Origin of the sequence: Shewanella sp. ULN5 (genome assembly GCF_030731885.1) — a bacterium.
GTDB classification, from domain to species: domain Bacteria; phylum Pseudomonadota; class Gammaproteobacteria; order Enterobacterales; family Shewanellaceae; genus Shewanella; species Shewanella holmiensis.
On sequence record NZ_JAPJEE010000001.1, the window covers coordinates 89,419 to 115,564 of the forward strand.

The following is a 26,146-nucleotide window of genomic DNA, read 5'->3' on the forward strand; positions in this document are numbered from 1 at the left end:
ATCTCTGAAAAGGGGAATGAAAATAATAGCGATATTTTGAATTTTTTTACTGCGCTGCGGAACTTATTCAAACAAAGCGACTCTGATTATATGAACCGAATTTTAAGCTACTTTGTTAAAAATTTATGTTCATCATCATTCCCCTATTCGATAGTGTTTCCCCTATCACCATATTGCAAATTGCAGTACGCGCAACCTCAAGTAGGTTGCTTTTTTTTATCCTAAATTTCACCCATAAAAAAGACCTCATGAAGAGGTCTTTTTAGTCAAGTTCAATTTAGCTTAAAGACGAATACCGGCTTTTTCTAAATCTTTGGCAATCACTGAACTAGGTAATGGCACATAACCATCTTTTTCAACAATTTGCTGACCTTGCTTAGACAGTATGTAACGGATGAACTCGCGATCCATTGGTGATAAATCTTTGTTAGGATGCTTGTTGATATACACATACAAGTAACGAGAAAGTGGATACGTACCGTTTGCAGCATTTTCAGCCGTAGCATCAATAAAGTTATCACCTTTCTTCGACACAGCTACCGCTTTAACACCTGCTGTTTTATAACCGATACCAGAGTAACCAATAGCATTTAGGCCCTGTGATACTGACTGTACAACTGACGCTGAACCAGGTTGCTCGTTTACGTTAGCACGGAAGTCACCTTTACACAGGGCTTTCTCTTTAAAGTATCCGTATGTACCAGATACAGAGTTACGACCATACAATTGAACGTCTTTTGCAGCCCAGTTGCCATCTAGGCCTAAATCGCCCCAACGTTCAACTTGCTTACCACCACATTTATTGGTAGAAGAGAAAATACCATCAATTTGTTCGATGCTTAACCCTTTAATTGGGTTATCTTTGTGAACAAATACTGCTAATGCATCAATAGCAACGCGAATCGCGGTTGGCTGGTAACCGAAGTGTTTTTCAAATGATTCAACTTCGTTTGGCTTCATTTTTCGGCTCATTGGGCCAAACTGTGAAGTTCCTTCAGTTAATGCTGGAGGCGCAGTTGAAGAGCCTGCAGCTTGAATTTGGATATTTACGTTAGGATAGATATGCTTAAATTCTTCAGCCCATAACGTCATCATATTGGCTAACGTATCTGAACCAACAGAAGACAAGTTACCAGAAACACCACTTGTTTTTTCATATACAGGTAAAGTTTGATCAATTGCAGCCATTGATGCTGCCGAGAACACACCAGCGGCTGTTAAGGTTATTGCGCCGACAAGTTTTTTCAGTTTCATTGTATTGCTCCAAATTAAGCGTACTAAGTTTTTAAAACGCAGTCAGTATCAACTTCAATGATGACAAGTCTATGACTCTAATGTGACAGTTCGGTGACAGCGGAAATATATTTGCTATATTTTTGACTTATTTTTGCCATAGAAACAAAAATGCCGTCAACAGACGGCATTTAACATCTAAGAACGCTTAGATTTTTCGCTCAAGTAAATGAGTTGGAATAATAAAACTAAAGGTACTGCCTTTTCCAAGCTCGCTAATGACCGTTAATTCACTGTGATGATGACTTAGGGCATGTTTAACAATAGCTAAACCTAAACCACTACCACCAGTTTTACTTGAACGGGCATTATCCACACGATAAAAGCGTTCAGTTAATCGATTGATATGCTGCGGCGCAATACCCACACCGGTGTCAGAAACAGAAAATTTAGCGCCACTAGCAACACTTTGCCATTTTATCGTGATCTTGCCACCAGGAGAGGTATAGCGAATAGCGTTGGAAATTAAATTTGAACAGGCACTTCTTAGCTGTAATTCATCACCATGGATATTTAATTTTGATTCACAGAAAAACTCGAGGGTATATTGTTCCGCGGCAAGAGCATTTGCTTCTATTTTTAATTGGCTAAACATCATATTCATATCAATGGTGTTAGACAAATCGACATTAGCCCCCGCTTCAATGCGTGATAACGCCAGTAATTGTTCCACCATAGATTGCATACGGCTGGTTTGTTGCTGCATTAAGTGTAATGGTTTTTGATTGGGTGAGGCTTCATCCTCCATGCTTTGCATGATCTCTAAATAACCTTGCAATACCGTCAGCGGCGTTTTTAGCTCATGGGAGACATTGGCAACAAAGTCTTTGCGCATGCTCTCTAGTTGATGAATGCGCGTAATGTCTCGCGCAATTAATAATAATTGCCTGTCGCCATAAGGCATTAAACGAATTTCGAGCAAACGTCTTTCAGAGACTGGGGAAGGAATTTCTAAGGGTTCAAAATATTTGTTTTTACGTAAATAAGCAGAAAAGTCTGGGTGACGTATTAAATTATCAATCCGTTGGCCGTTATCTTGTGGCCACACAAATCCTAAGATCAACTGTGCAAGCTTGTTACACCATAAAATATTATGCTCTGAATCTAACACCACAGCCGCATCAGGTAATGCTTCAGCTCCTTGTCTAAAGCGTCCCAGTAAAGCAGCTAACTGGCCGACGCGTCGTCGATTTTTACCTTGCAGCCGATAAATACCATTAAAGATGCTTTCCCAGCTGCCTCTTCCCTGTGGAGGTGTGAGTTTTTTATCTTTCCACAACCAGTAATTGAGTCTAGCTAATTGACGATAATGCCAAAACAGTAAACCCGCCAAGCCAAGCAATACGGTTAATGCAATCTGATCGACTACCCAGCCCACCAGCACCAATAACAATACCATCACCCCAAGGCGAAAAAGCAGGCGATAACCTGAATATGAGTTCAATATTTGTTACCTAAATGGCTGCATAGCAGTCATTAATCCATTCAATTGAATGCTTAATACTGCCACACAGTGTGACTTCACCGTTAATTGGCTAGATTACCATTAATTAACACTGCAAACATCTCAGCATTTTGAATGGACAAAGACTTTCTACATTCTAGTAGAAAATCTGTAACCCGAGCCACGAACCGTTTGAATTAATTTATCATAACCGCCTTGCTCAACCGCTTTCCGTAAGCGACGAATGTGTACATCGACAGTGCGATCTTCAACGTAAACGTTAGTGCCCCATACATTATCTAATAGCTGCTCACGGCTATAAACACGTTCAGGGTGGGTCATAAAAAAGTGTAATAGTCTAAATTCAGTCGGCCCCATATCCAGCACGGCATCGCCAACTGAAACTCGATGACTCACAGGGTCAAGCTGCAGACCTTGCACATCAATGGTTTCTTCTAAGCGTGTTGGTGCACTACGGCGTAATACTGCTTTGATACGTGCAACCAGCTCTTTAGGGGAGAAAGGTTTAGTAATGTAATCATCAGCGCCAACTTCTAAGCCTTTGACTTTATCTTCTTCTTCACCACGAGCTGTTAGCATGATAATGGGGATCTGCCGAGTAAACTCGTCTTGCTTTAGCCGTTTAGCTAATTGAATACCACTCCCACCAGGGAACATCCAATCTAACAAAATTAAATCAGGATAAGGTTCCGCTAATAATTCGATTGCGGAATCAAAATCTTCAGCTGCAGCGGTTGTAAACCCGTGTTGATCCATCACAAATGTCAGCATCTCACGGATGGCTGATTCATCTTCTACAATTAATATCCTTGCTGTCATATTCGCTTCTATCAGTAATTTGCCACGATGACTATTATTGGTCAGTTTTATTACAGAATTATGATCCTAGCGATATTTAACCATATTAATTGATAAACTACTTCAATTGCTGGCTAAATAACATGCATAAACTGAATTAGATTTAAAAACAGAGCAATAACCCCTAAAACATTTTCATCTATAAAGCAAAAAAGGAGCCACAGCTCCTTTTTTATTTACCCGTAAAAATTTAAAACTTATGTTCTAAACCTAAACCTATGTATGAATCATCCACATCACCTGAGTCATACCAAGTATTGGTCGTGTAGAAAGCGAACAGTTTTGTTGGCTTAGCTAACTTATAATCAGCGCCTACAGACCATGAATCACCTTTGTTATCCATATCTTGATATTGGCCTTTTAGGGTTATGTCATTAATACCGTATGCCGCACTCAATAAATAACCGTTATCAGTGATACCCGAATCGATTTTTTCTTGCTGCTGGTACATACCACCTAAAACAAAACCAACAATCTTACCTTGTATTGTTGCACGGCCAGTGTCATAGCCTTTTACTTTCGAATCATAGGCAATGGCTGCATATACTGGCGTTTGTTTTAAATCAGCATCACCATAGGTGGCAGCCATACTCACACCGTTTTCAGCATTTTGATCAGAATCACCGTCTGCAACATAAGTAACCCCAACTTGAAAATCACCAAACATAGGCGTCATATACGTTGCGGTTTGTGCCATACGGTTTTCACCTTTAAACACATTTTTCATATCGCCAGCTAAGTCATTGAATTGATCAACTTTACCTTGAGAAACTTTTAACATTGTGTCGTTACGTCCCACAGAGACTAGACCAAAGTTACCTTTTAAACCCACAAACTGATTACGCGCTTTAAAGTTTTCTTTTTCAGCATCGCCGGTATCGACTTCGTATTCGATGGTATAGAAAGCTTGAAGATCATTGCCTAGGTCAAAATCACCCTTTACACCAAAACGTGATGCATTACTTTGAATTGTCGTTTCTGACTCATCGGCTACATCATTATATTGTGCAGATACATTCAATTTACCATAAACCTGCAATGGGTCTGCCGCGTAAGCAGTTGAAATTGTTGCAGCTGATACAGCACAAGCCAGTAAATTTTTAGCAAATAAGTTCATCATTTCATCCTTTCGACGTTTCATTTCGTCATGTGTTTGTTGTTTGGAACGGGGCGGATTTTGCCTTGGAAATGTTTCAGAAATATTGCAATAAATAAGCAAAGCCTAAACAACCTATACTTAAACGACACAAATAAACCATTAGTCATTGAAAAATAACAATAAATAAATCTAAGTGGAGAAATGTGACATTTTTATTAAACCTCATTCCTACAATGCAATTTCAACAAAAACCGCTGTTTACCCAACCATAAAGATGCCGTAAACTGCTTGGCCAACTAATTTATTTATTAATGAGTGTCTTTTTATGTGGTTTAAAAATCTCACCTTGTATCGTTTCAATAAACCGTTTTCAACCGACACTGAAACGCTTGAACAAGCTTTAGCCGACTTCACATTTTCTCCTTGTACCAGTCAAGACATCAGCAAATTTGGCTTCTCCAACGCTTTAGGAAAAAAAGGTCAATCTTTAGTACACAGCGCCGAAAACCGTCACTTAATTTGTGTCACTAAAGAAGAGAAAATCTTACCTGGCCAGGTAATTAAAGAAGCATTAGATGAAAAAGTGGCTGAAATTGAAGCGCAAGAAAACCGTAACGTCACCAAGAAAGAAAAAGATGCCATGAAAGATGACATCACCACAACATTACTACCACGGGCTTTTTCTCGTCGTAGTCAAACGCGCGCATTAATTTTGCCAGAACTAGAAATGATCTTAGTCGACAGCTCAAGTGCAACTAAAGCCGAGGAATTGCTAGCCCTGTTACGTAAAGCACTGGGCAGTTTACCTGTTATTCCGTTAAGTTATGCTAAGCCAATCGAACAAACTCTCACTGAATGGCTTCAAGCCGGTGCAGCCTCATTGCCGTTTGAAATGCAAGATGAAGCAGAGCTAAAGTCAGACTCTGACGAGGGAGGGATAGTTCGCTTCAAACAACAGGTTTTACAGGAAGACGAAGTGCTTGCACATTTAGCAACCGGCAAACAAGTACATAAACTGGCATTGCACTTTGCTCAGTCAATTGCATTTGTCATGCAATCTGATGCCAGCATAAAACGTATTAAATTCTCCGAAGAATTTAGAGCAGGTAACGATGATGTCGGTAATGAAGATCCAATGGCACGTTTAGATGCCGACTTTGCCTTAATGGGCAGTGAACTTATCGCATTCATTCAAGCATTACATGGTGCTTTTGGGCCGATGGAACAAAGTATTTAAGCTTAGTAACGAAATAACATAGATAGCAGGAGTCAGAATGAAACTTTATGGTAGCTACACCTCGCCTTTTGTACGCCATTGCCGTATGGCTTTGATGAGTTCTGGCCAAGTGTTTGAGTTTGTTGAAACCGATCAAGCCAGCAGTGCGATGCATTCGCCGACAAAGCGAGTGCCTTTTTTGCAGGACAATGACACTTTCTTAACAGATTCAAGTGCGATTCTATTCTACATTCGTCAACAAGCGGGTCAGGATTATTTAGCTTCACCGGCAGAACTTGATATCTTTTGTATGGTTAATACCGCGCTTGATAGCACTGTAAACCTGTTCTTTTTAGAAAAAGATGGCGTCGATATTCACAATGTGGCTTATACCCAGCGACAAGCCGCTCGAATAGTGTCGAGTCTTGCGCAATTTGAACAGCTGACATTAAGCGACTCAGCCCCCTATAGTGATGCTGAATTACGGTTAGCCTGCTATTTAGATTGGGGATTATTTCGTCAACGTATTAATATTGAAAATTGTCCTAATTTGCAGCGATTTTTAGCTGGAATAGCCACTTATCCGCCTTTTGCAGCCACTAAGCCTCCACAATAATTGGCCGGCACAAAAACTCACCCTGTAAATTGACGCTGCCAAACAAACATGCCCATCAACTTGTTGATGGGCATGTTATATTTTGAATCTCAATAAAGTTAACCAGGTAAATTTATCGACAATGTTTTAGTCCATTTTGAATTGAATTACTTAGCGGGTTTGATAAATCCCCCATCACTATCAAACGGCCAGTCAATACCTATCCACGCCTTTAAAAAAGCTTTTTGCTCAGAGGTTACTAACTCAACTGGGGAAATTTTTTGCTCACCTTTGGCTTGCTCTGCTAAGGTAATTGTACGTTTGGCGAGCTGATCATTATTAAACAAGGTCAATTCAATTGTATCTCCTGCTTTAAAATCGGCTAAACGTTTCCCCCACCCCGAAGCCGTCACTTTCAATCCGTTAACCGCAATAATCTCATCTCCAGCATTCACTCCTGCTTGCCATGCTGGACCTTCCCTACGTACATTGGCAATGGTTAAATCATTATGCGAACCGGTAAGCGTTAAACCGGCATCAACTAAGTTTTTTGCTTCTTTGTCATAACCCACTTGTAAACCCGCTAGCAATAGCATGGCATCAAAATCTAATGTCACAGGTGAACTCACATGTTGTTGCCACCATGCTTGATAATCTTTACCCGTTAATCCTTTCAAAATATTCTTCACATCGTCAACGCTATATCCTAAAGGGATTTTAAAATCTTGATAAAGCTTTTTATGAACATCACGATATGAATGATTTAGTTGAGTTTGTGAAAGTAAATCAAAGTCTAAGGCTAAAGAGGTCATGTAGCCTTCAGAGTAAATATTCACGCTATGGTTAACCGCATAATCCCCCCAAGTACTACTCCACTGGCCTAAACTGGCTTCGGCAATGGATTGAATTTCACGCCCAGGGTTATGCTGATTGCTGGTGATACGCTTGCTTAAATCATCAAAAAATTCTTTTGCACTGATAATACCTGCGCGCAGTAGCAGCTGATGCTGAAAATAGCTGGTTGAACCTTCTGCGATCCACAATAACTCAGTCATATTTTCAGTTTGGTAATCATAAGGTACTAAGCCTTGTGGACGATAGGCTTTAACATTCCAGGTGTGGATAAACTCATGTGATGCTGTGCTGATAAAACGTAAATAATCTTCACGCTCTCGAAAGTTAAAACGGGGCAGCTGTATAACCGTGGAATTTAAATGTTCGGTCGCCCCGCGAGCGCCACTTGTCGCGTGCACCATGTAAACATATCGCTCAAAGGGATAGCCATCCCAAATAGTTGATGCTTGATAACTGATTTTTTCTAAATCGGCGACTATTTCAGTGGTGTCATAATTACCTTCCCCCCAAAAAACCACTTCATAATCACGTCCATCTGCTTTAAAGGCAAAATGTTGATTAATACCGGTTTCAATTGGTGAATCCACTAACACATCATAATTATCCGCAATAAATGAATGTGCCTTAGTGCCTGGTTTCATCCCCGAATAACTTTTCCATTGTTCTGGGACAGCTAGATTAACCTTAACCGCGTCATGTCTAAATGACGGGCTATACATAAAGATGCCACTAGCATCTAGGTAAGCATGTGTTCGGTCGATATGGCGCAAACGGTCACCCAACTGGTTTGCGTAAACCTGATAATTAACGGTAACACTAGTTGGCTTAACTAAGCTGACCTGCCACTCTCCGCTGGCTGTGCGGTGCCAGTCTAATTCATTTCCCTGGCTGTCTGTGGCTTTAAATAATCTTACCCCATCGGCAATCGGTAATACTTCATAACGTCCGGTTCGCCATACGGGCATGTTAATGGTTAACGATTTAGCATCAGTTTTAGGGAAGGTTACTGCTACTTTGGCTAAATGATGTTGCGGTTGAGTTAAGTCTATCTGGTAGTTAACGTCGGCTAATACCTTTGGTGTCCAACAGGCAACAAAAACGGCACTACTGAGCATTATTGCTAAAGAGATGGGTTTCACTATAACGTCCTTCTGATATGATGATTTAACCTGCGCTCGAAATAAGAAATACCTAGCAAACAGTCGTTAACCTGCTAACTGTATTGAGTTTACTTACGATTGGCGAAAGATTGACGTTAATATCACATTGTTATTAATTTCAAATCAATTTCATTCGTAAGCATTTGAATTTTAACTGCTTAAGCATTATCCGTTCGTTTTCCAATCCGAGCAAAAGGTTATTTGTTTTTATTATATAAATGATTTTTATTGATATTATTTTGCTTTCTGAAAAAAATTATAACAACCTATTGCTCCAGTCTCAGCAATAAACAACATTAGCTTACAATTTATTACTCATTTAGAGTTCCGACCGTTGTCGGTGCATCAAGGAAGAAGGTCTACGATTTATGCGACATTTTATCGTTTCATGTTTGCTGTTTTTAATATTGACTCCCATCATCGCGAACGCTAGTGAACTTGAAGAGCAAGAGATCAGCTTCAGAGAAGTCCCGCAAACGGTATACCAACAGCTGAATAAGAACATTCAATTCCCACTCTCATTTTCAAATAATGTCGAATTTGATCAAATAGCGAATAAACTCGATATGGAACCAGAACTTCTGGTTCAAAAACTCATTCTTTTAACAAGACTCAATCTAGAGTCTAACGTTCATTCAGCCACTAAATATGATGACGCACAAATGCTCGTCAACCAGCTCGAAATGGTGATAACAAGGCCCCTCGACCAAGCCGTGTTAGTCATGCTAAAAGCTCGCTTGAAAGCCAGAAAATCTCAAGATTATGTGTTTGCAATTGATCAGTACAATGAAGCGCTGAATCAGGTTAGCTCTGATTTGTCTGAAGAGGCCACCCTGTTTAAATTTACCTTACATGAACATTTAAGTGGGCTTTATCAAATGGTTTTGCAGCCTGCAGCACAACTCACCCATCTCAATCGATACCGAGAAATAGCCTATCAAATGCGAAATGATTACTTCATTGCATTATCGGAACTAGAATTAGGGCGCTATTACAATCGCAGGAATGAACATGCTAAATCATTACAATACTATGGTGAGGCTTTTCGTGTAGGGAACCGCATCAGCTATCCCGGAATCAAAGCCCATGCACAAATGAACTTAGCCCGTACTTATCGTGATTTAGAACAGTGGGATGAGGCTTTAAAACATGCTCACGACGCAGCAACCAGCTTTCAAGCTCTTGGGCAGGATTCATATACATCCGAAGCCTTAACGGTTATAGCAATGGTTTATGCAGAGCAAAAACAATGGAACCAAGCCATTGTTCAATACCTTAACGCACTGCAAGTAAATGAGCGCTTAGATAATGAAATTGGTCAGGGGCTCAACCATCATAACCTCGCCGAGGCTTATTACAACCTGGATAATGGTCCTGCTGCTTTAACATCTATAGCCAAAGCCAACGCAATTTTTACCGCTAAAAATGTCAAACATTACTTAGTGTTTAACGAGGCTTTATATGCTCAAATCTTAATAAAACAATCTATGTGGATAGAAGCAATAGAACATGCGAATAAAGCGTTAACCCTCGCCAGAGAGAAAAACTTAAAAGAGCAAGAATTAGAAGCGCTAAAATATTTATCTACCGCTTATCGGCAGTTGGGAGATTTAGCTTCAGCCATCAATATTATTGACGCCATTATCGCCCTTACCAATGTACAAGAAGAGCAACAAAGCTCACCTTCAGCAACGTCAGAATTGACCGAACAAAAGTTAAAATTTGACTTGAATTTATTACAAAACAAAATGAAGGAGCAGGCAACTGAACTTAACAACAAACATTTCATCATTATCAGTTTAGTGAGCTTGTTAATTTTTATTGCCATTGTTTTACTGATAGCCTTGAGCCGTTCAAGCAAAATAATTAACGCACAACGAGAATATAAAAAACAATATTTATTAGAACCTATTACCCAACTAAATGGTTTACGTGCATGTTTACAAAGATTAAACCCTGACAAAATAGATGGCATTTCAACTTTCGCGCTAATTAAAATTGAAGCGCTAAGCCATAGCGATACTCAAATGGGCCTTACGGAAGCAGCAAACGTCATCCATAAATTTATTAATGAGCTCAGCCAAATACTCACAGCTGACATTTATGTGATTAAACCAGGGCAATTTGCATGTTGTTTCAATCACAACATAGGCGCAGATGAACTGCTAGACGCAATAGAAAAATACCTTGCAAAAGCGGTGTTAGATAACCCCGCGATTCCCTGCTTTAATCGCACAATTGCACAATCAGATATTTATATCGGCCACTTATCGCTTCCACTTATAGCAAACCCTGATGTCAACATCTCAGCTGAACTCCATTTTGAAACGGCGCAATATGCTATCGCAACTGCCATGACGCAACCTAAAAGCGCCTATGTTTCTCTTAAAACCCTTAACTTTGCTCCGGCTACGATTTTTAGTGCGCCTTTATACCTAAATATCACCCAAGCATTAAAAAGAGGGATAATGAAAGCGGAAAGCAATCAGGCAATTACAGAAAGGTCGTGGCCTAAATAGTAATTGCTCAATTATCCAGCAAATACTCATAAACAGCATTTTTTGTATGGATTTTAGATATCAGTCCTACACGCTTTGTTATAACATTGCTACACTTCTTAAATCTAAGTTTTTATTGATAAGTAATAGCAACGGCTATTTGGCTTTAATTTTCGATGTAGTTGACGATATATGATCATCACACATTTTTGAGCTTAACGTTTATCTCAAGCAACAAGGCATTATATGAAAGATTCTGAAATAGCGATATCGCAAATAACGCTAATGAAACAAAAGCTTCATGCTGCTCGTTCAGCTTTAGATGACATCAATAAAGATCGAAATGATAAACTAAAAACTTTGATCCAATTTATTGGCCATTTAAGCTTAGCCTGTAAAGGCCAAAATTTAGAACTTGATAATAAATTAGCCAAATTACGACACCACCTTCACGGTTATGAGCAAATCGATGAAGCATTGCCTGAATTAGTCGATATTGAACGAATATTAAAAGGCCAATATAACCATACAATGACACAACTTGAAGAGAGCCGAATGGGCCTTTCAAGAGTAATTAGACAAATTCAGCGGGTTAACTCCGCACCAGAAAAAGTTAAAAAAGAAATCAATTATTTTAAGCAAGAACTTGCTAAGCCATTTCATACAGTGTGGGAATATATCCCTAAAGTAGAAAAGTTAATTGGTTTTTATGAGGAAATTTTACAACAACAATTTACCTCAGCCGATGACTACGACATCCTGCCACAGCATATTCAACTGGCGCGAGAATTAGCCGTAAAAATATCTGAAATTGAATTTCGCAAAGATCAACGTGATCAAATTTTAGTCATGAAAGAAGTGTTGTTAGGTGAAATTTCCTTAAATACTTTGCTTGAATCTTATCAAACAATTCTCAGTTTATTACTCGATAATATCGCTAGAGAAAAATCCGCTTCACAAGATTTCCTATATGCTCTTAACGATGCCTTAACGGTTGTACGTGATGTTGTGAATAGCTCACATAACAATAATGAGCGTAGCCAGCAGCTTAAAGTACAATTGAACAAAGAAATCAATTTAAGGGTAGATAACGCTGGCGGCATTATCACCGATGTTGAAGATGTTTTAGCGTTAAAAACTCAGCTAACGATACAACTTTCATCGCTTCGTGATGCGTTATCTCGAAAAGAAGCATTAGAAAGTCGCGAACAAGCCCTATTACGCAAATCCATTGAATCTATGCGTAAAGAGCTAAATAGCATTACGCAAGAAGCCAATTGCTACAAAGAAAAACTGTTCGAGCACCAAAAGCTAAATTTACTTGATCCACTCACTCAACTGGCGAACCGCACAGCATTAGAAGATAGGATGGATCAAGAGTACCGCAACCATATCCGTTTCAAAACACCATTATGGATTGCCGTTACGGATATTGACCATTTTAAATCAGTTAATGATAACTTTGGTCACAGTACTGGTGATAAAACCTTACAAGTCATTGCTATGGCATTGAAAAACTCGCTACGTGAAAGTGAATTTGTGGCGCGTTATGGTGGTGAAGAGTTTGTGTTGATATTACCTGATATCACTCAAGATCATATATCCACTTTACTTAATCGAGTGAGAGAAAAAGTAAAAAACATTCCATTTAAGTTTAAAAATCAGAGAATTACAGTTACATTATCTATAGGTGCAGCGCAAGTGATGGATAATGAAACCATGGAAGAAGCATTTGAACGAGCTGATGCTGCTCTCTACAAAGCAAAAAACAATGGCAGAGACCGAGTCGTTATAGACATGTAAGCAGCACAAGCGCTTAAGTGTCTTGACGCTTAAGTCTAAAGGAGTGGCTTATGATTATACGGATTAGTCCTCGGGGCAGTTTAGATCAACTATCACAGCTAGAAGTTGATCGCCTCAAACAAGGTGCAAAAAGTGAGCTTTATCAACTGTATCGCAGTTGTTCTTTAGCGGTATTGTCGTCAGGTCTTATTAGCGATAATGCCGAAGCCTTATTTGAAAAATTTGAAAGCTTCGACATTAATGTATTGCAGCGCGAGCGCGGTATAAAACTTGAGCTGATCAATCCCCCAGAAAAAGCCTTCGTTGATGGTAAAATTATTGTTGGTATTCAAGAGCATTTATTTGCCGTATTACGCGACATAATTTATATCACCAATAAATACGATAATCTCAAACACATCAATCTGACCAATGCGAGCCACATTACCAACGTGGTATTCGATATATTAAGAAATGCCCGTGCAATTTCCCCAATGAAAGATCCTAACGTGGTTGTCTGTTGGGGTGGACATAGTATTAATGCTATCGAGTATCAATATACCCGTGAAGTAGGTTATCAGCTGGGATTACGCGAGTTGGACATCTGCACAGGTTGTGGTCCTGGCGCGATGGAAGGTCCAATGAAAGGGGCTGCGATTGGTCACGCCAAGCAAAGGGTTAAAAATGCCCGTTACATCGGCCTAACAGAACCCAGCATCATTGCCGCTGAACCGCCTAACCAAATCGTCAATGAGTTGGTTATTTTGCCGGATATTGAAAAACGTTTAGAAGCTTTTGTACGTTTAGGACATGGGATAGTTATTTTCCCTGGCGGTGCAGGTACCGCTGAAGAGTTATTGTATTTTTTAGGTATTTTATTAAATAAAGAAAATGCTAACACCCCTTTCCCTTTGGTGCTAACCGGCCCAAAAGAAAGTGCCCAATACTTTGAGGAGATAGACAAGTTTATAGGTGCAACATTAGGAGAAGAGGCGCAAAGCAAATATCAGATTATCATTGATAACCCAGTAAAAGTGGGACAAATCATGAAACAAGGTATGGAAGCAGTAAAAGCCTATCGCAAGGAAACAGGCGATGCATATCAATACCAATGGTCATTAAAAATCGAACCTGAATTCCAATTACCTTTTGACCCTAGCCATGAAGTTATGGCAAATTTAAACTTATATTTTCAAAATAATAAAGCAGAGCTGGCCGCCAACTTGCGCAAGGCATTTTCGGGTATTGTGGCAGGTAATGTGAAAGGTGAAACCATTAAACTCATCAAAGAACATGGGAAATTTCAGATAAAAGGCGATCCCAAGTTAATGAGCATGATGGATAACTTGCTTAGCGCATTTGTTACACAACAACGGATGAAATTGCCTGGCAGCGCCTACGAACCATGCTACAAAATAATAAAATAACTTAATGAATAAATTACTGATTATTGATGGACTCAATCTGGTACGCCGCATTCATGCGGTGTTACCAGATGAAAATGATATCGAAAGCGTAAAAGTGCGATCTTTAGCGGCTTGCCATAAAATGCTCCAGTTGCATCAACCTACCCATGTAATTGTAGTATGGGACGGTGAGCAAGAGTCATGGCGTAAAAAGCTCTATTCAGATTACAAAAAAGGTCGCAAACCTATGCCGACTCCTCTGCAGATCGGACTCAAAGATATTAAAGCAGCTTTAGCAGCAGAACATATTCACTCACTTGATGCCCTTTCTGAAGCTGATGACGTTATAGCTACCTTGGCACTTAAAATCACCCAAAATCAAGGCCAAGCCATTATCGCATCTACAGACAAAGGCTTTAGCCAACTGCCGCAACATGAGTTAATAATTTGGGATCATTTCAATCAACAAGCATTTGATTTAGTTGAGCATGAACGTAAACTCGGCGTGGTACATGGCCAATTTTTAGATTTTATTGCGCTTGCTGGCGACAGTGGCAACAAAATCCCCGGCATTGCCGGCATCGGCCCAAAGTCTGCTGCGGATTTACTCAATAAATTTCGAACCTTAGCTAACTTATATCGCTCACTGGAAAATCTCGGCCCTAAACAAGCACAGAAACTTGCTGAAGGCAAAGAACTTGCGCGTATCAGCTATAAACTGGCTCAATTACAATGCGATATACCTCTTAATATCAATTTGAAACAATTTCGCTATCAAGTTGATATCAACAAACATGTATAAATCTTTTACACTGAATAAAACATATTCAAATACCGCAATTGTGGAGCAATAAATGAAGGCAAGTGCTACTTATATTATCGGTGGGATATTTATTGCTTATCTCATATTTGTTGCTGTGGTGATGTTTATTTATGAGCCTCTTCCAGAAGACCGTGCTTGGGAAGATAGACAAGCTTACAATAGTCAAAAAATTACTGAAATTAGCTTTGGACAATCGTTAGAAGCAATCAAGAAAATATTTGGCCGAGCTGACTTTGTCGAAGCAAAAACAGCTACTGATGGGCAATACCAATTGCTGTTTTATCGCACCCACCACATAACATCCGACGGAATAACAACTCGAGACGAATGCACCCCTTTACTGTTTAAAAACAATGTTCTTATCGCTTGGGGCTTAGAGACCTACCAGCAATATTTAGACAGCAAAATATTGCTTGAGGCCTCACAACCAGCTTTAGAACACTAAATCTATTATCCTTTAGCGACTCAAATCATTTTGAGTCGCTCGTTTACATCCTCGATCTTTTTATCATCCGCATTCAGCATTGTTGCAACAACTCGCTCTTTGAGGTCACGTTACCCGCAGATAAAATCAAAATGTTTCAAATAGCACTTTTAATTAACACTCAATTAAATGTCATCCGCATAAAAATGCAGACCGTTAAGCCTGCATTTTATACGAGTCATTAGAACCTATAGTACTTGGTAGTTTTAACGCGAGTTATTGGTTATGCTTACACTGACAAGGCTGAGTGTTGCGGTAATGACTCTACATAAAAAGTCGATATCGCACTAAGAATGGCCCACAAAAACAGCCGCAAGGATTCAGCTAAACACCTGGTACTCTTTGTTGAATGGTTTTTACCTAGATGACTAGGCATCACGATTTAAACGTGTTTAACTCGAAAAATTAAACCGATACAGTTCAACTTGCTCTAGTTAACCCCAGTTCTGGATAATAAACGCTTACCAAACAGCCCTTTGTCTTGCTAACTGCGTTTCATTAACTTGCAATAGGCCAGCTATTGACGTGTTAATCTGCCTTTTTTCAAAACAAATTACAAGTTTGCTACAAAATTAGCTAAATCTTTTGAATTCAGCTAATTGAGCCCATCTATTAACCCTAGTTGAGGTTAGCTAATATCATTAATCCTTAGCAAACTCTCGATAAGCCTCGCCTTTTTCAAGCCATACTGGGGCAGGTTCACCTAATAAATAGTGGTCAAAATATTCACGCATTTTAATGGTGTAATCCAACTTATTTGGATACTTTTTCAGATGATGAGGCTCACCCTCATACTGTAAAAACACAACATCTTTTCCAGCTCGGCGCATCGCTAAATACATTTCTACACCTTGCTCCCAAGGAACAGCATCGTCAATATCACCAAACATAATCATCATTGGCGTTTGAATTCGTTCAACGTAAAATATGGGAGAGTTTTCAATATATTTTTGTGGTGCTTTAAATAAACTTTCACCTATGCGGCTTTGCCCTGTTTCATATTGGAACTGTCTTGCAAGACCGCTTCCATGACGAATACCACTGTATGCGCTAGTCATATTAGAGACTGGCGCACCTGACACAGCTGCAGCAAACATATTAGTTTGCGTTACAGCAAATGCAGTTTGGTAGCCGCTCCATGAATGACCATGAAGACCTATTTTTTTCGGGTCGGCGACGCCCATATCGATTATTTTTTGCACGCCTGTAGTTAACGCTTTAACGGCTGAAATCCCTGGATAGCCGATTTCAAAGCGGATGTCAGGTAAAAATATGGCATAACCATTATTGGTGTACCAAGCAAAATTGGGCCTATGGTTGATTTTCATATCAGGGAAAGCATGTAATCGATCACTCATAAAGCGATAGTAATACACCATCACAGGGTAACGTTTACCTTCTTGATAATTGCTTGGTTTAATCAAAACACCATCAGCAACATTGCCATCAGCATCGGTCCATTGAACCAATTCAGATTTACCCCAGCTAAACGCCTGACGTTCTTTATCTAATGATGTCAACTTTTTAGAGTTATTAATTCCATCTAGTGATGCGGCATAAATATCTGGGTATAAATCGAAACGCTGTTTCGAATACAGTATGTCATCGCTTTGCTTTGCTCTGGCTAATACGGTTAATTTACTTTGGCTATCGGTGAGCTTTTTAACCCCCGCAACACCTACTTTTGCCACATAGAAATCATCGGCTTTAGTACGATGGCTGTAACCTTTTAACAATATGGATTGGTCAGCTTTAACGGTTGCCGGTTGTTTATCTTTAATAAGTCCTTTAACTCGGTATTCAACACCCTGCTTGCGACCTTCGCCATTAGACAACATAAATCCGCTATGCGAAATGGTGTTGAATTGCCACACATCGTATTTGTCGTAGCTAATAAAACCTGAACCATCATCAAGCCATGGACCGAAACCATAACCCGGCGCCGCACTTGGGTAATCATGATCCTCATCGGCAAAAGGTACGGCATATTGCCCACTTAAGTTATAACTTCTGGCCTGCGCTATATCATAAATATGTACGTTACCTTGCTGATAATAGCGTAAGAATCTTGCATTGGGCGACAATGTCGGAATCGCATCGCTTGGCTGCTGTGCCAACACCAATATTTTGCGTCCAGTATTTAAATCAACTAGATACACATCTTGATAGAAACCCGCCCATGTGATCATTTTCTGATAAGGCACGTCTGATGTAGCAACCAAATATCGCGCTTGCTCGCCATACTGAACGGTTGGCACCTGTTCATCTGCCAATTGGATAATGCTGTCAGCGCCTAAGTGATAAACCGCTAAATAAGTGCGTTTTAATTCATCCTGATATTGTTTTATTTCATGTGGCTTAATTTTGGCATCATCACCGTGCCAAACACGTAGATTTTTGTTGTCAGCAATCACATTCAAATCAAACAAAGATTTGTCATCGGTATACTTTAGCTGTTGTCGCGGTGCAACAACTTGCGGGACTCGGCCAACAAACAAACGCTCGCTGTCACGGGAAAACATTAAAGTAGCATATTGATTTAACGTCCAGTCTTCGCTAGTCGGCTGACGATGTTTACCTGAGCTGATATTAATAACATGCAATTGATATTGGCGACTGTCACGTTTCTGAGTCAGTTTACCTGTGGTAAATCCAACATAACGTCCGTCATTACTTAAGGCTAGTTCACCAATTTGCTCATTATTAACGCTGTAAATATCTCGCTGTGTCTGATGGGTTAAATTGACTAGCACCACTTGATGTTGCTTTTGTTCATGACGATTTACTGCGGCAACAAAGTTAACACCTGACTCATCGAACGCAAATTGAGTCACATCTGTAAGCTGGATAATTTTATTTGTGGTTAAGTGAATGAGGCTTAATCGAGTGCCTTTATCATCATCTTCAAGTTTGTCACTTTTACGGGTATTAGGCTCGAGCGCTTTAGTATCTGCATCAGCAGTTTTATCTTCTTTAAACCATACCGCTAAATATTGGCCATTATCATTAAACTGAGCGGATCTAATATTAGTAAAGGTTTGTTGATTACCCGTTTTTGTATCAAGTAACGCTAGCCCTTGGGTTAGTTCAGACTTCTTTTTAGTTTCTTGTTCTAACAGGCTTGCAGGAATCGTCGCAATAACAAATCGGCCACTGGCGTTGATTTTTGGCTTAGTTCCGTTAGTAATATTAAAACTCTTGGTAGCATCAATAGATTTAACAATGACAGAGCTTTCACCACGATCGGGCTTAGCCTCTACCGCCATCATGCTTCCATCCTCAGCAATAACTGGTTGCTGTAAGGTACTAAAATGCATAATGTCCGTCAGCGTTAACGGCTGCGCAAATGTAAAACTTGTCGTAAATGACAGTGATAACATCACCATCATTGGATAGGTAAGCAAATAAGATAGTTTCACAACATTCCTCTTCTTATAATTATGATGGCACAAACCTTAACGCCAGCTAACGTTGTCAATACGAGTAAGACTGACTATTCGACTATGGTCGTCTAGCAAAACCGCCAGATAAATGAACAAAATACCCTGCTTTGATACGGTAACCTTTTGTATAAAAAGGCTTTGGCTAATCAATAACGTGTCATCACATTCATTTGTCATTAATGCGGCTATTTTAATCTAAAACACATCACAAATGTTTGTTAAATGCGATTTGATCAACAGTATTGTGTAAATAAAGATTAAAAATCGTTAAAATGGTCGCTAGAAAACAGATGATTAACATCATCAAATCACCATTTATGAGACTGACGAAACTAACTTAACTCTCATACAGTGGCCCCAATTAATGCGCTGTAATTATTGCAGTAACCCTAGCGTGTAAGGACTTTTCATGTCAAAACGTACAATAACCGTAATTCCAGGTGATGGAATTGGCCCAAGCATTATCGACTCAGCATTAAAAATTCTCGACAAAGCAGGATGTGATTTTGAATATGAATTTGCAGATGCAGGCTTAACAGCGCTAGAGAAACACGGTGAATTATTACCGCAACGAACACTCGATTTAATTGAAAAAAACCGTATAACCCTCAAAGGGCCGTTAACGACGCCTGTTGGTGAGGGGTTTACATCAATCAATGTTAGCCTGCGTAAAAAATTTAGCCTGTACGCCAACGTACGCCCTGTTAATTCATTTAAAGGCACTCAAGCACGATATGAAAATATCGACATTATTACGGTTCGTGAAAATACCGAAGGTATGTATTCTGGCTTAGGTCAAAAAGTATCTGATGACGGTGAAACAGCAGAAGCAACCAGTATTATTACCCGCCAGGGCGCTGAACAAATTGTGACTTTTGCCTATGAATTAGCTCGTAAAGAAAACCGTAAAAAAGTGACCATAGTGCATAAAGCTAACATCATGAAATCAACCTCAGGTTTATTCTTGAAAGTGGCTCGTGAAGTCAGTCTTCGCTATCCTGATATCATCACCGAAGAAATGATTGTTGATGCAACCTGCATGAAATTAGTCATGAATCCAGAAAACTTTGATGTGATGGTCACCACTAACTTATTTGGTGATATTTTGTCTGACTTGTGTGCAGGTCTTGTCGGCGGTTTAGGTATGGCACCGGGGGCTAACATTGGACGTGATGCAGCTATTTTTGAAGCCGTGCATGGTAGCGCCCCTGACATTGCGGGTAAAAACTTAGCCAATCCAACATCGGTTATTTTAGCGTCAATTCAAATGCTGGAATACCTTGGCATGTCAGATAAAGCGGTAATGATCCGCAATGCCGTATCAGCAGTGATTGAAGAAGGCGACCGTACTACCCGTGACTTAGGCGGCACATATGGCACCACAGACTTCACCCAAGCAGTATTAGACCGTTTAGATTAATATGTTAGCGTTTGGTTTAGCAATAAAAAAGCCCTAATACTTTATTAGGGCTTTTTAGTTTGTACTGTATCACTAACATTAGTAAAACAGCGCTAATGCTTTATCTTTCACCCAGCACGGCATAGTTAACGCCTTTTTCTGGGAATAACCATAAATGTACGGTGACTTCATCGCGATCATGATACAAGTGCTTACACTGCATTTTATATTCAATATTATTTTCTTTAAAAATTTCAGCCATGGTATCTAAAATAACCCGCACTTCTTTATAACGGCTTTTCATTGGCAATTTCAGGTTAAAGATGGCTTCTTTAAACCAGGCATTAATTGCCCATGCTTCCATTAATTCTGCGACGCGGGATGGTTTTTCCACCATGTCACAAACTAACCAATAGATATTTTTACGCGGCGGTTCAAATCTAAAACCATCGGCACGGTAATGTTTAACCTGCCCTGTTTCCATCAATTTTTCATTCATTGGGCCATTATCAACTGCGGCGACCATCATACCGCGACGCACTAATTGATAAGTCCAACCACCAGGACAAGCCCCTAAATCAACGGCATTTAGCCCGCTGCGACAGCGCAAGTCTTGCTCTTCTTTGGTTAAAAAGGCACCGAAGGCTTCGTCGAGTTTTAAGCTTGAACGGCTTGGAGCATCGGCCACCATTTTTAAGCGCGGGATCCCCATCGGATGCGGCGAGCTATTATGACTTAGTGAATAGCCAACATAGGCCTTACCTGGACCAATAAAACACACATGGACAATAGGACGGCGTGGGTTTTCGGCCCCCAGTAAAATTCCCGCCTTTTTTAAACCTTGGCGCAATGGAACGGTAAACTTGCGGCAAAAAGCTGACAATTCTTTCGCTTCATTAGTATCGGGGGTTTCGACGCGCAATTCACCGCACTTAGATAATTCACCTAGTGCCTGAATAATCGGGCTAACTCTATCTTGCTCAGGAAGATCAATTAATAAATCTGCCGATGCAAACATCTGCCGAGTAAAAATAAGTGAACTTAACGCTAATTTCTCAGCTAATTCATCGGCACCATTATCATCAAAACATTGATAAATAACATAAGCATCATTGTTATTGGTTTTAACAAAACCACCAATATTAAGTTCTGCGGCACGTTGTTGAATTTCTGCAGCGCACTCTTTCTCGTATCCAGCACGGCAAAATAGGAATAGGTTTTTCATGTAAAGCCTTAGCAATAATCGAACTTGAAGCCAAATTTTGTCGGATTATAGCAAGAATATGGCGCTATAGCAGATTTAGATTTGATCCTTACTTACAGGCTTACGCCATGCCGCTGTTGCAAATATCGCCCAGCCTATGAGCAAGCAAACACCGCCAATGGGGGTAATTGGCCCTAGCCACTTTTGACCAATCAACGCATATAAATAAAGAGAACCGGAAAATAACACCATACCTGTGATGAAAAAAATCGCCGCCCAGTTAATCAGTTTAGGGCACAACCAATTTGCAGCAAACGCCAAAGCTATTAGTGCAAAGGTATGGTAAAACTGGTATTCGACAGCCAAATTAAAAATACTAATCAGTTCTGGTGAGGTCACTTTCTTTAAACCATGAGCTGCAAATGCCCCTAACGCGACTGCGATAAAGCCACTCATCGCCGCGACTGATAATAATCGATGTTTCATATCATGCCTTAATATTGGACTTATTGTTTACACAAGCCTTCGGATAACAAATTTAGGCTAACGACTTCGAGAATCGAATAATCTCAGCCACCACAAGTGCTAGATTAGCGTCAAACGTTGTACCAGACGACTTCCTGGGGGCAAAACTATGATCACCATCAGGTATAGAGGTAAATTCAATGCCTTGGCGAAATGTCCACGAGGCTATTTGGTCCGGTAAACCAAATTTATCTCGCTCACCTTGTAGGACCAATGTCGGCATGCTTGATTCATTCAGCGGGGGTAAACGCGGCTCACCGCCTTTGATCGGCACAAAGGGATAACCCAGGCATACTTGCCCGATAACACGATTCAACGCAGATTGTGCAGCTATCATTTCACATTGATGCAAACTTGAGGTTAATGTTGCCATCATACGAGAGCCCATCGATTTACCAACAAACAAAATTCGCTTGGCGTTTATTTCACCCTGCTGCTGTTTATGTTGGATATCTGCCAATACACTTTCGAGATGCTGTACGAGTTTTGGCGCTCTATCTGGTGGGCGTTTTTTACCATCAAGCATATTGGCTTGCATATATAAAAAATTAAATCGATAAACAGCAAAGCCTTCATCCACCAAACTTTGAGTTAATTGCTGCATAAACGCATGGTGCATATTTGCCCCCGCCCCATGAGCTAACACAATAAGCGTCTCGCTTGCCACTGCACCATCTAAAACATAATCTCTAGCTAATTCTGCGTTAGCGTTAATGCTATCCTGCGAGTAAATCACTACGCGACTCCTCAGCAAACATGTCGACCATCCATTCACGAAACGCGCTGACTTTTCCTAACTCTGAATGATTCTGCTGACACACTAAGTAATAGGCATCTTTACTCACTAACACTTCAGAAAAAGGACATACCAAGCGCCCAGCTTTAATATCTGGGCGAGCTAACACGCTGTAACCTAATGCCACACCTTGACCATGTGCAGCAGCCTGCAATACCAATGAAGAATGACTAAAAATGGGCCCTTGGTTTACATTAATATCGCTGACGCCACATTGTCTAAACCAGGCTTGCCAATCATGCCGACTAGAATCGTGTAGTAGCGTATGGTGTTTTAAATCTGCCGGAGTATTTAACGGTTTAGGTCCATTAAGCAATAAAGGCGAACACACGGGGATCAATACTTCATTGCGTAATTTATCGGCTCTAAGTCCTGCCCAGTTTCCTTGACCATAATAAATCGCCACATCGACATCATCAGTTAATGAGCCTGTATCACTGTCAACGGCTTTGATGCGCACATCAATATCAGGGTTTTTCTCACTGAACTTCGCTAAGCGAGGCACTAACCATTGAATAGCAAAACTAGGAGACATACTCACGGTAAGTGAGCCTACAGCACTACGAGCAAGCAGCCTTTCCGTCGCTTCACCTAGCTGAATAAAGATATCTTTGATGTCGAGAAAGTAGCTTTGACCTTCTTCTGTTAACAATAATGATCGATTTTTGCGCCTAAACAACTTTAAACCCAAGAAATCTTCTAATGCTTTAATCTGATGACTTACAGCAGCCTGAGTCACAAACAACTCCTCTGCAGCCCTTGTAAAGCTGAGGTTTCTTGCTGCCGCTTCAAATGCTTTTACTGCATTCAAGGGAGGTAATCGTCTAGACATGGTGATCAATCTCTCGTTTTTTAATTAGTTTTTCTAATGATTATCGATATTTTTTGTCGTTTGTAAAGAACAGTGTTTTTGATTAAATTAGCATCATTGAAATTAAGTCAGTTGGACAGTCTCTTCGACGTATTTGGGAATGTCCGGCAATCAAAAGATTTGTCAGCCCGGAGGCTCACCTATGTTCAACCTTAAATCTGTTCTAGCACTGGCTATGATGTCATCACTCAGCCTTAGCGCCGCACAAGCTAACGAAATGGATCTAGTAGATATTAGCGATTTACACGCAACGATTAATGCGCAATTAGCTGATAATCTCAATCAAATGCAACAAGAAGTCGTTAAAGATGCGAATGAAGTTATCGTTGCTGAAAATGATCAACAAATGAAAACGGTTCGCACACAAGTTGCTGATTAACCTCTATAATTGAATAGTACTTTCACACATTTACACTCGCCTTGATAGCTTGCCATAAATGTCATAAAAAAACCGCATAGATTGCGGTTTTTTTATGTGTCATTGTTAATCAATCACGCTCAATAAGAGAGTTTAATGAGGGGCAGTACTTACATCACTGCCCTCAATAAACTTATCAGCACTTACGGGCGATAGACCTTGACATTATGATGACCTTGCTCAATCAAATATAAGGCTTGAAGTTTGCTCATCACACCGCGATCGCAATAAAGTAAATAGGTTTTACTTTTATCTAAATCTGCAAACTGGGTGGCTAATTTAAAGAATGGAATCGTTTTAACCTCGACGCCTTCGATATCCAATGGCTTACGCTCTTCTTCTTCAGGAGCGCGCACATCAATTACAACTTCACCCACGGCAATATCGGTAACGGTTTCGGTTTCAGTGATTTGTTGATTCATTTCAGTCTCAATATCCCTAATATCCATTACCTTTGCAGAGGCGACAATGCGTTCAATAAGATCTTCATCAAACTTTTTCTCCTCCGCTTCAATTTTAGATAATACCGCTTTAACTGTTGGTTTTTGTGAAATCACGCCACAATATTCAGGCATGGTTTTGGCAAAGTCTTCGGTACCAATTAATCGGCTTTGGTTAATGATATCTTGCTTATCCATAGCAATTAACGGGCGCATAATTAACATATCAGTACAGCGATCGATTACATTTAAATTTGTTAACGTCTGGCTAGAGACCTGACCTAAACTTTCACCAGTAACAATGCCTTGAATACCATATTTTTCAGCAATTTGGGCTGCAACACGCATCATCACGCGCTTGAGAATTACGCCCATTTGACCATTATCAATCCGCTCTAAAATCTGTTCAACAACGGGTTCAAATGGCACAGTAATAAAACGCACTTTGTGAGATTCACTATACGTTTGCCATAAGTGGTAAGCCACTTGCTTTACACCAATCTCATGCTGGGCGCCGCCTAAATTAAAGAAGCAGTAATGCGTACGGGCACCTTTTTTAATAAATTGATAACTGGATACGCCAGAGTCAAACCCACCTGAAATAAGTGACAACACATCTTCTTGGGTCGCCATTGGAAATCCGCCTAAACCTTCAATGCGACGCTCAACCATGTAAAGTTTATCGCGATCAATTTCAAGATTAACGGTCACATCAGGATTTTTCAGTTTTACACCCAACGCATCTGTGTGTTGATTTAACCCTCCACCGACGTAACGTTCGACATCAATTGAGTTAAAATCATGATTACCAGTACGTTTAACTCGAACACAAAAGGTTTTTCCAGCAATCTCATCGCGATAACGCGGTAACGCTAGCTGATAGATACTGTCAACGGTGTCAAATGGATATTCACTTACCTGAACCACATGGGCAATACCTGGAATACAGGCTAAACGCTCGGCAAATTTTCCCTGTAATTCCGGTTTATCTTCAGGCACCTTCACGACGATTCGGTCAAATAAACGTTGTACTTTAGCCTCTTCATCGACTTTTTTAAGTACGTTACGAATATTGGTTTCGAGCATTTTGGTAAAACGTAATCTTACCGATTTACTCTTCATCATGATTTCTGGGTATAGCTTTACGATAAACTTCATAGCGGTTCCGGCAACATAAATGACCGACTAAAAACTAACATTAGTTTAGCCGATGTGACATTTAATGGTTTGAATTAATGGAATAAAGACTTATTTTCGCCGAGTAAAATCTGAGAATCGAGTCGTTGATAATCGATAAAATGATTCCACGGAGGAAAAGTAAGCAAACAATTGCGGCGGATTATAGCAAAATTATCGCTCATTGTAATAACATTCACGCGGCATTCGCAGGTTATACACAGATCATGCAAGGCGATAAAAGTGTATCTTAATTAAACGGTCAAACACTGAAATGAAAAAAGTGAACCAAATAAAAAGCGCAGCCAAATGACTGCGCGGTAACAAATAAAACTTCCCT

At 40.0% G+C, this 26,146-nt stretch carries 20 protein-coding genes; 9 read left to right on the forward strand and 11 right to left on the reverse strand.

Features of this window, described 5'->3' with window-relative positions; genetic code table 11:
* Window positions 1–282 precede the first annotated feature (282 nt).
* The 4 genes from ORI98_RS00365 to ORI98_RS00380 form a co-directional block, all read right to left on the reverse strand.
* Entirely contained in the window at window positions 283–1,254 is a 972-nt protein-coding gene (locus ORI98_RS00365) for a PstS family phosphate ABC transporter substrate-binding protein (protein WP_306133830.1), read from the reverse strand.
* Between the two features lie 187 nt (window positions 1,255–1,441).
* Complete coding sequence (phoR, locus tag ORI98_RS00370) at window positions 1,442–2,740, reverse strand: phosphate regulon sensor histidine kinase PhoR (RefSeq protein WP_306134056.1); 1,299 nt, start codon at window positions 2,738–2,740, stop codon at window positions 1,442–1,444.
* Window positions 2,741–2,887: 147 nt separating this feature from the next.
* Complete coding sequence (gene phoB, locus ORI98_RS00375; protein WP_261297961.1) at window positions 2,888–3,577, reverse strand: phosphate regulon transcriptional regulator PhoB; 690 nt, start codon at window positions 3,575–3,577, stop codon at window positions 2,888–2,890.
* Between the two features lie 229 nt (window positions 3,578–3,806).
* Entirely contained in the window at window positions 3,807–4,736 is a 930-nt protein-coding gene (locus tag ORI98_RS00380) for a porin (protein WP_306133831.1), read from the reverse strand.
* A 304-nt stretch (window positions 4,737–5,040) separates the two neighbouring features.
* Between ORI98_RS00380 and rdgC the strand changes: the two genes are divergently transcribed.
* Both rdgC and ORI98_RS00390 read left to right on the forward strand, forming a co-directional pair.
* Window positions 5,041–5,952, forward strand: a complete 912-nt coding sequence (gene rdgC / locus ORI98_RS00385) for a recombination-associated protein RdgC (protein ID WP_261297963.1) — start codon at window positions 5,041–5,043, stop codon at window positions 5,950–5,952.
* Between the two features lie 37 nt (window positions 5,953–5,989).
* Window positions 5,990–6,547 carry a glutathione S-transferase family protein gene (locus ORI98_RS00390; protein WP_306133832.1) on the forward strand — a complete coding sequence of 186 codons (558 nt, stop codon included), beginning with the start codon at window positions 5,990–5,992 and terminating at the stop codon, window positions 6,545–6,547.
* A 146-nt stretch (window positions 6,548–6,693) separates the two neighbouring features.
* Here ORI98_RS00390 and ORI98_RS00395 read toward each other — a convergent pair whose 3' ends face one another.
* A complete protein-coding gene (locus ORI98_RS00395; RefSeq protein WP_306133833.1) occupies window positions 6,694–8,520 on the reverse strand; it encodes a M61 family metallopeptidase in 1,827 nt (608 codons plus the stop codon).
* Between the two features lie 389 nt (window positions 8,521–8,909).
* On the opposite strand from ORI98_RS00395, the gene ORI98_RS00400 reads away from it, so the two are divergent.
* The 5 genes from ORI98_RS00400 (at window position 8,910) to ORI98_RS00420 (ending at window position 15,495) form a co-directional block, all read left to right on the forward strand.
* Window positions 8,910–11,060 (forward strand): lipopolysaccharide assembly protein LapB, encoded by a 2,151-nt coding sequence (locus tag ORI98_RS00400; RefSeq protein WP_306133834.1) that lies wholly within the window; start codon window positions 8,910–8,912, stop codon window positions 11,058–11,060.
* A 225-nt stretch (window positions 11,061–11,285) separates the two neighbouring features.
* A complete protein-coding gene (locus ORI98_RS00405; protein ID WP_306133835.1) occupies window positions 11,286–12,842 on the forward strand; it encodes a GGDEF domain-containing protein in 1,557 nt (518 codons plus the stop codon).
* Window positions 12,843–12,892: 50 nt separating this feature from the next.
* Window positions 12,893–14,248 (forward strand): nucleotide 5'-monophosphate nucleosidase PpnN, encoded by a 1,356-nt coding sequence (ppnN, locus tag ORI98_RS00410; RefSeq protein ID WP_261297968.1) that lies wholly within the window; start codon window positions 12,893–12,895, stop codon window positions 14,246–14,248.
* Window positions 14,249–14,252: 4 nt separating this feature from the next.
* The gene (gene xni, locus ORI98_RS00415; RefSeq protein WP_261297969.1) at window positions 14,253–15,029 is read left to right on the forward strand and encodes a flap endonuclease Xni; all 777 of its coding nucleotides are present in this window, start codon (window positions 14,253–14,255) and stop codon (window positions 15,027–15,029) included.
* Between the two features lie 52 nt (window positions 15,030–15,081).
* Window positions 15,082–15,495, forward strand: coding sequence for a DUF3192 domain-containing protein (locus tag ORI98_RS00420; RefSeq protein WP_261297970.1), 414 nt, complete (start codon window positions 15,082–15,084; stop codon window positions 15,493–15,495).
* A gap of 680 nt (window positions 15,496–16,175) precedes the next feature.
* Here the strand turns inward: ORI98_RS00420 and ORI98_RS00425 are convergent.
* Window positions 16,176–18,923: an alpha/beta hydrolase family protein gene (locus ORI98_RS00425; RefSeq protein WP_371931103.1), complete on the reverse strand. Its 2,748-nt coding sequence runs from the start codon at window positions 18,921–18,923 to the stop codon at window positions 16,176–16,178.
* 463 nt (window positions 18,924–19,386) lie between these two features.
* Between ORI98_RS00425 and ORI98_RS00430 the strand changes: the two genes are divergently transcribed.
* Window positions 19,387–20,397: an isocitrate dehydrogenase gene (locus ORI98_RS00430; RefSeq protein ID WP_261297973.1), complete on the forward strand. Its 1,011-nt coding sequence runs from the start codon at window positions 19,387–19,389 to the stop codon at window positions 20,395–20,397.
* A 100-nt stretch (window positions 20,398–20,497) separates the two neighbouring features.
* Here the strand turns inward: ORI98_RS00430 and rlmM are convergent, their stop codons facing one another.
* The 4 genes from rlmM to ORI98_RS00450 form a co-directional block, all read right to left on the reverse strand.
* Window positions 20,498–21,601 (reverse strand): 23S rRNA (cytidine(2498)-2'-O)-methyltransferase RlmM, encoded by a 1,104-nt coding sequence (gene rlmM / locus ORI98_RS00435; protein WP_261297974.1) that lies wholly within the window; start codon window positions 21,599–21,601, stop codon window positions 20,498–20,500.
* A 75-nt stretch (window positions 21,602–21,676) separates the two neighbouring features.
* The gene (locus ORI98_RS00440; protein ID WP_261297975.1) at window positions 21,677–22,066 is read right to left on the reverse strand and encodes a DUF423 domain-containing protein; all 390 of its coding nucleotides are present in this window, start codon (window positions 22,064–22,066) and stop codon (window positions 21,677–21,679) included.
* Window positions 22,067–22,118: 52 nt separating this feature from the next.
* On the reverse strand, window positions 22,119–22,841 hold the full coding sequence (locus ORI98_RS00445; protein ID WP_261297976.1) for an alpha/beta family hydrolase: 723 nt from the start codon (window positions 22,839–22,841) through the stop codon (window positions 22,119–22,121).
* The gene (locus tag ORI98_RS00450) at window positions 22,822–23,733 is read right to left on the reverse strand and encodes a transcriptional regulator GcvA (protein ID WP_261297977.1); all 912 of its coding nucleotides are present in this window, start codon (window positions 23,731–23,733) and stop codon (window positions 22,822–22,824) included. Before ORI98_RS00450 ends, ORI98_RS00445 begins: the two co-directional genes overlap by 20 nt.
* Before the next feature lie 181 nt (window positions 23,734–23,914).
* Here ORI98_RS00450 and ORI98_RS00455 point away from each other — a divergent pair, with 181 nt between their 5' ends.
* The gene (locus ORI98_RS00455) at window positions 23,915–24,151 is read left to right on the forward strand and encodes a hypothetical protein (protein WP_261297978.1); all 237 of its coding nucleotides are present in this window, start codon (window positions 23,915–23,917) and stop codon (window positions 24,149–24,151) included.
* Between the two features lie 182 nt (window positions 24,152–24,333).
* Here ORI98_RS00455 and thiI read toward each other — a convergent pair whose 3' ends face one another.
* Window positions 24,334–25,788: a tRNA uracil 4-sulfurtransferase ThiI gene (gene thiI / locus ORI98_RS00460; protein ID WP_261297979.1), complete on the reverse strand. Its 1,455-nt coding sequence runs from the start codon at window positions 25,786–25,788 to the stop codon at window positions 24,334–24,336.
* Between the last annotated feature and the right edge of the window lie 358 nt (window positions 25,789–26,146).

Bases quoted from the DNA above. Each gene is read 5' to 3' on its own strand.
- thiI (WP_261297979.1), bottom strand. From the start codon at position 25,788: ATGAAGTTTATCGTAAAGCTATACCCAGAAATCATGATGAAGAGTAAA.
- ORI98_RS00390 (WP_306133832.1), top strand. From the start codon at position 5,990: ATGAAACTTTATGGTAGCTACACCTCGCCTTTTGTACGCCATTGCCGT.
- ORI98_RS00420 (WP_261297970.1), top strand. From the start codon at position 15,082: ATGAAGGCAAGTGCTACTTATATTATCGGTGGGATATTTATTGCTTAT.
- ORI98_RS00365 (WP_306133830.1), bottom strand. From the start codon at position 1,254: ATGAAACTGAAAAAACTTGTCGGCGCAATAACCTTAACAGCCGCTGGT.
- ORI98_RS00440 (WP_261297975.1), bottom strand. From the start codon at position 22,066: ATGAAACATCGATTATTATCAGTCGCGGCGATGAGTGGCTTTATCGCA.
- ORI98_RS00455 (WP_261297978.1), top strand. From the start codon at position 23,915: ATGTTCAACCTTAAATCTGTTCTAGCACTGGCTATGATGTCATCACTC.
- ORI98_RS00430 (WP_261297973.1), top strand. From the start codon at position 19,387: ATGTCAAAACGTACAATAACCGTAATTCCAGGTGATGGAATTGGCCCA.
- ORI98_RS00450 (WP_261297977.1), bottom strand. From the start codon at position 23,733: ATGTCTAGACGATTACCTCCCTTGAATGCAGTAAAAGCATTTGAAGCG.
- ORI98_RS00405 (WP_306133835.1), top strand. From the start codon at position 11,286: ATGAAAGATTCTGAAATAGCGATATCGCAAATAACGCTAATGAAACAA.
- ppnN (WP_261297968.1), top strand. From the start codon at position 12,893: ATGATTATACGGATTAGTCCTCGGGGCAGTTTAGATCAACTATCACAG.
- ORI98_RS00380 (WP_306133831.1), bottom strand. From the start codon at position 4,736: ATGATGAACTTATTTGCTAAAAATTTACTGGCTTGTGCTGTATCAGCT.
- ORI98_RS00425 (WP_371931103.1), bottom strand. From the start codon at position 18,923: ATGATGGTGATGTTATCACTGTCATTTACGACAAGTTTTACATTTGCG.
- ORI98_RS00400 (WP_306133834.1), top strand. From the start codon at position 8,910: ATGCGACATTTTATCGTTTCATGTTTGCTGTTTTTAATATTGACTCCC.
- rdgC (WP_261297963.1), top strand. From the start codon at position 5,041: ATGTGGTTTAAAAATCTCACCTTGTATCGTTTCAATAAACCGTTTTCA.
- rlmM (WP_261297974.1), bottom strand. From the start codon at position 21,601: ATGAAAAACCTATTCCTATTTTGCCGTGCTGGATACGAGAAAGAGTGC.
- phoB (WP_261297961.1), bottom strand. From the start codon at position 3,577: ATGACAGCAAGGATATTAATTGTAGAAGATGAATCAGCCATCCGTGAG.
- xni (WP_261297969.1), top strand. From the start codon at position 14,253: ATGAATAAATTACTGATTATTGATGGACTCAATCTGGTACGCCGCATT.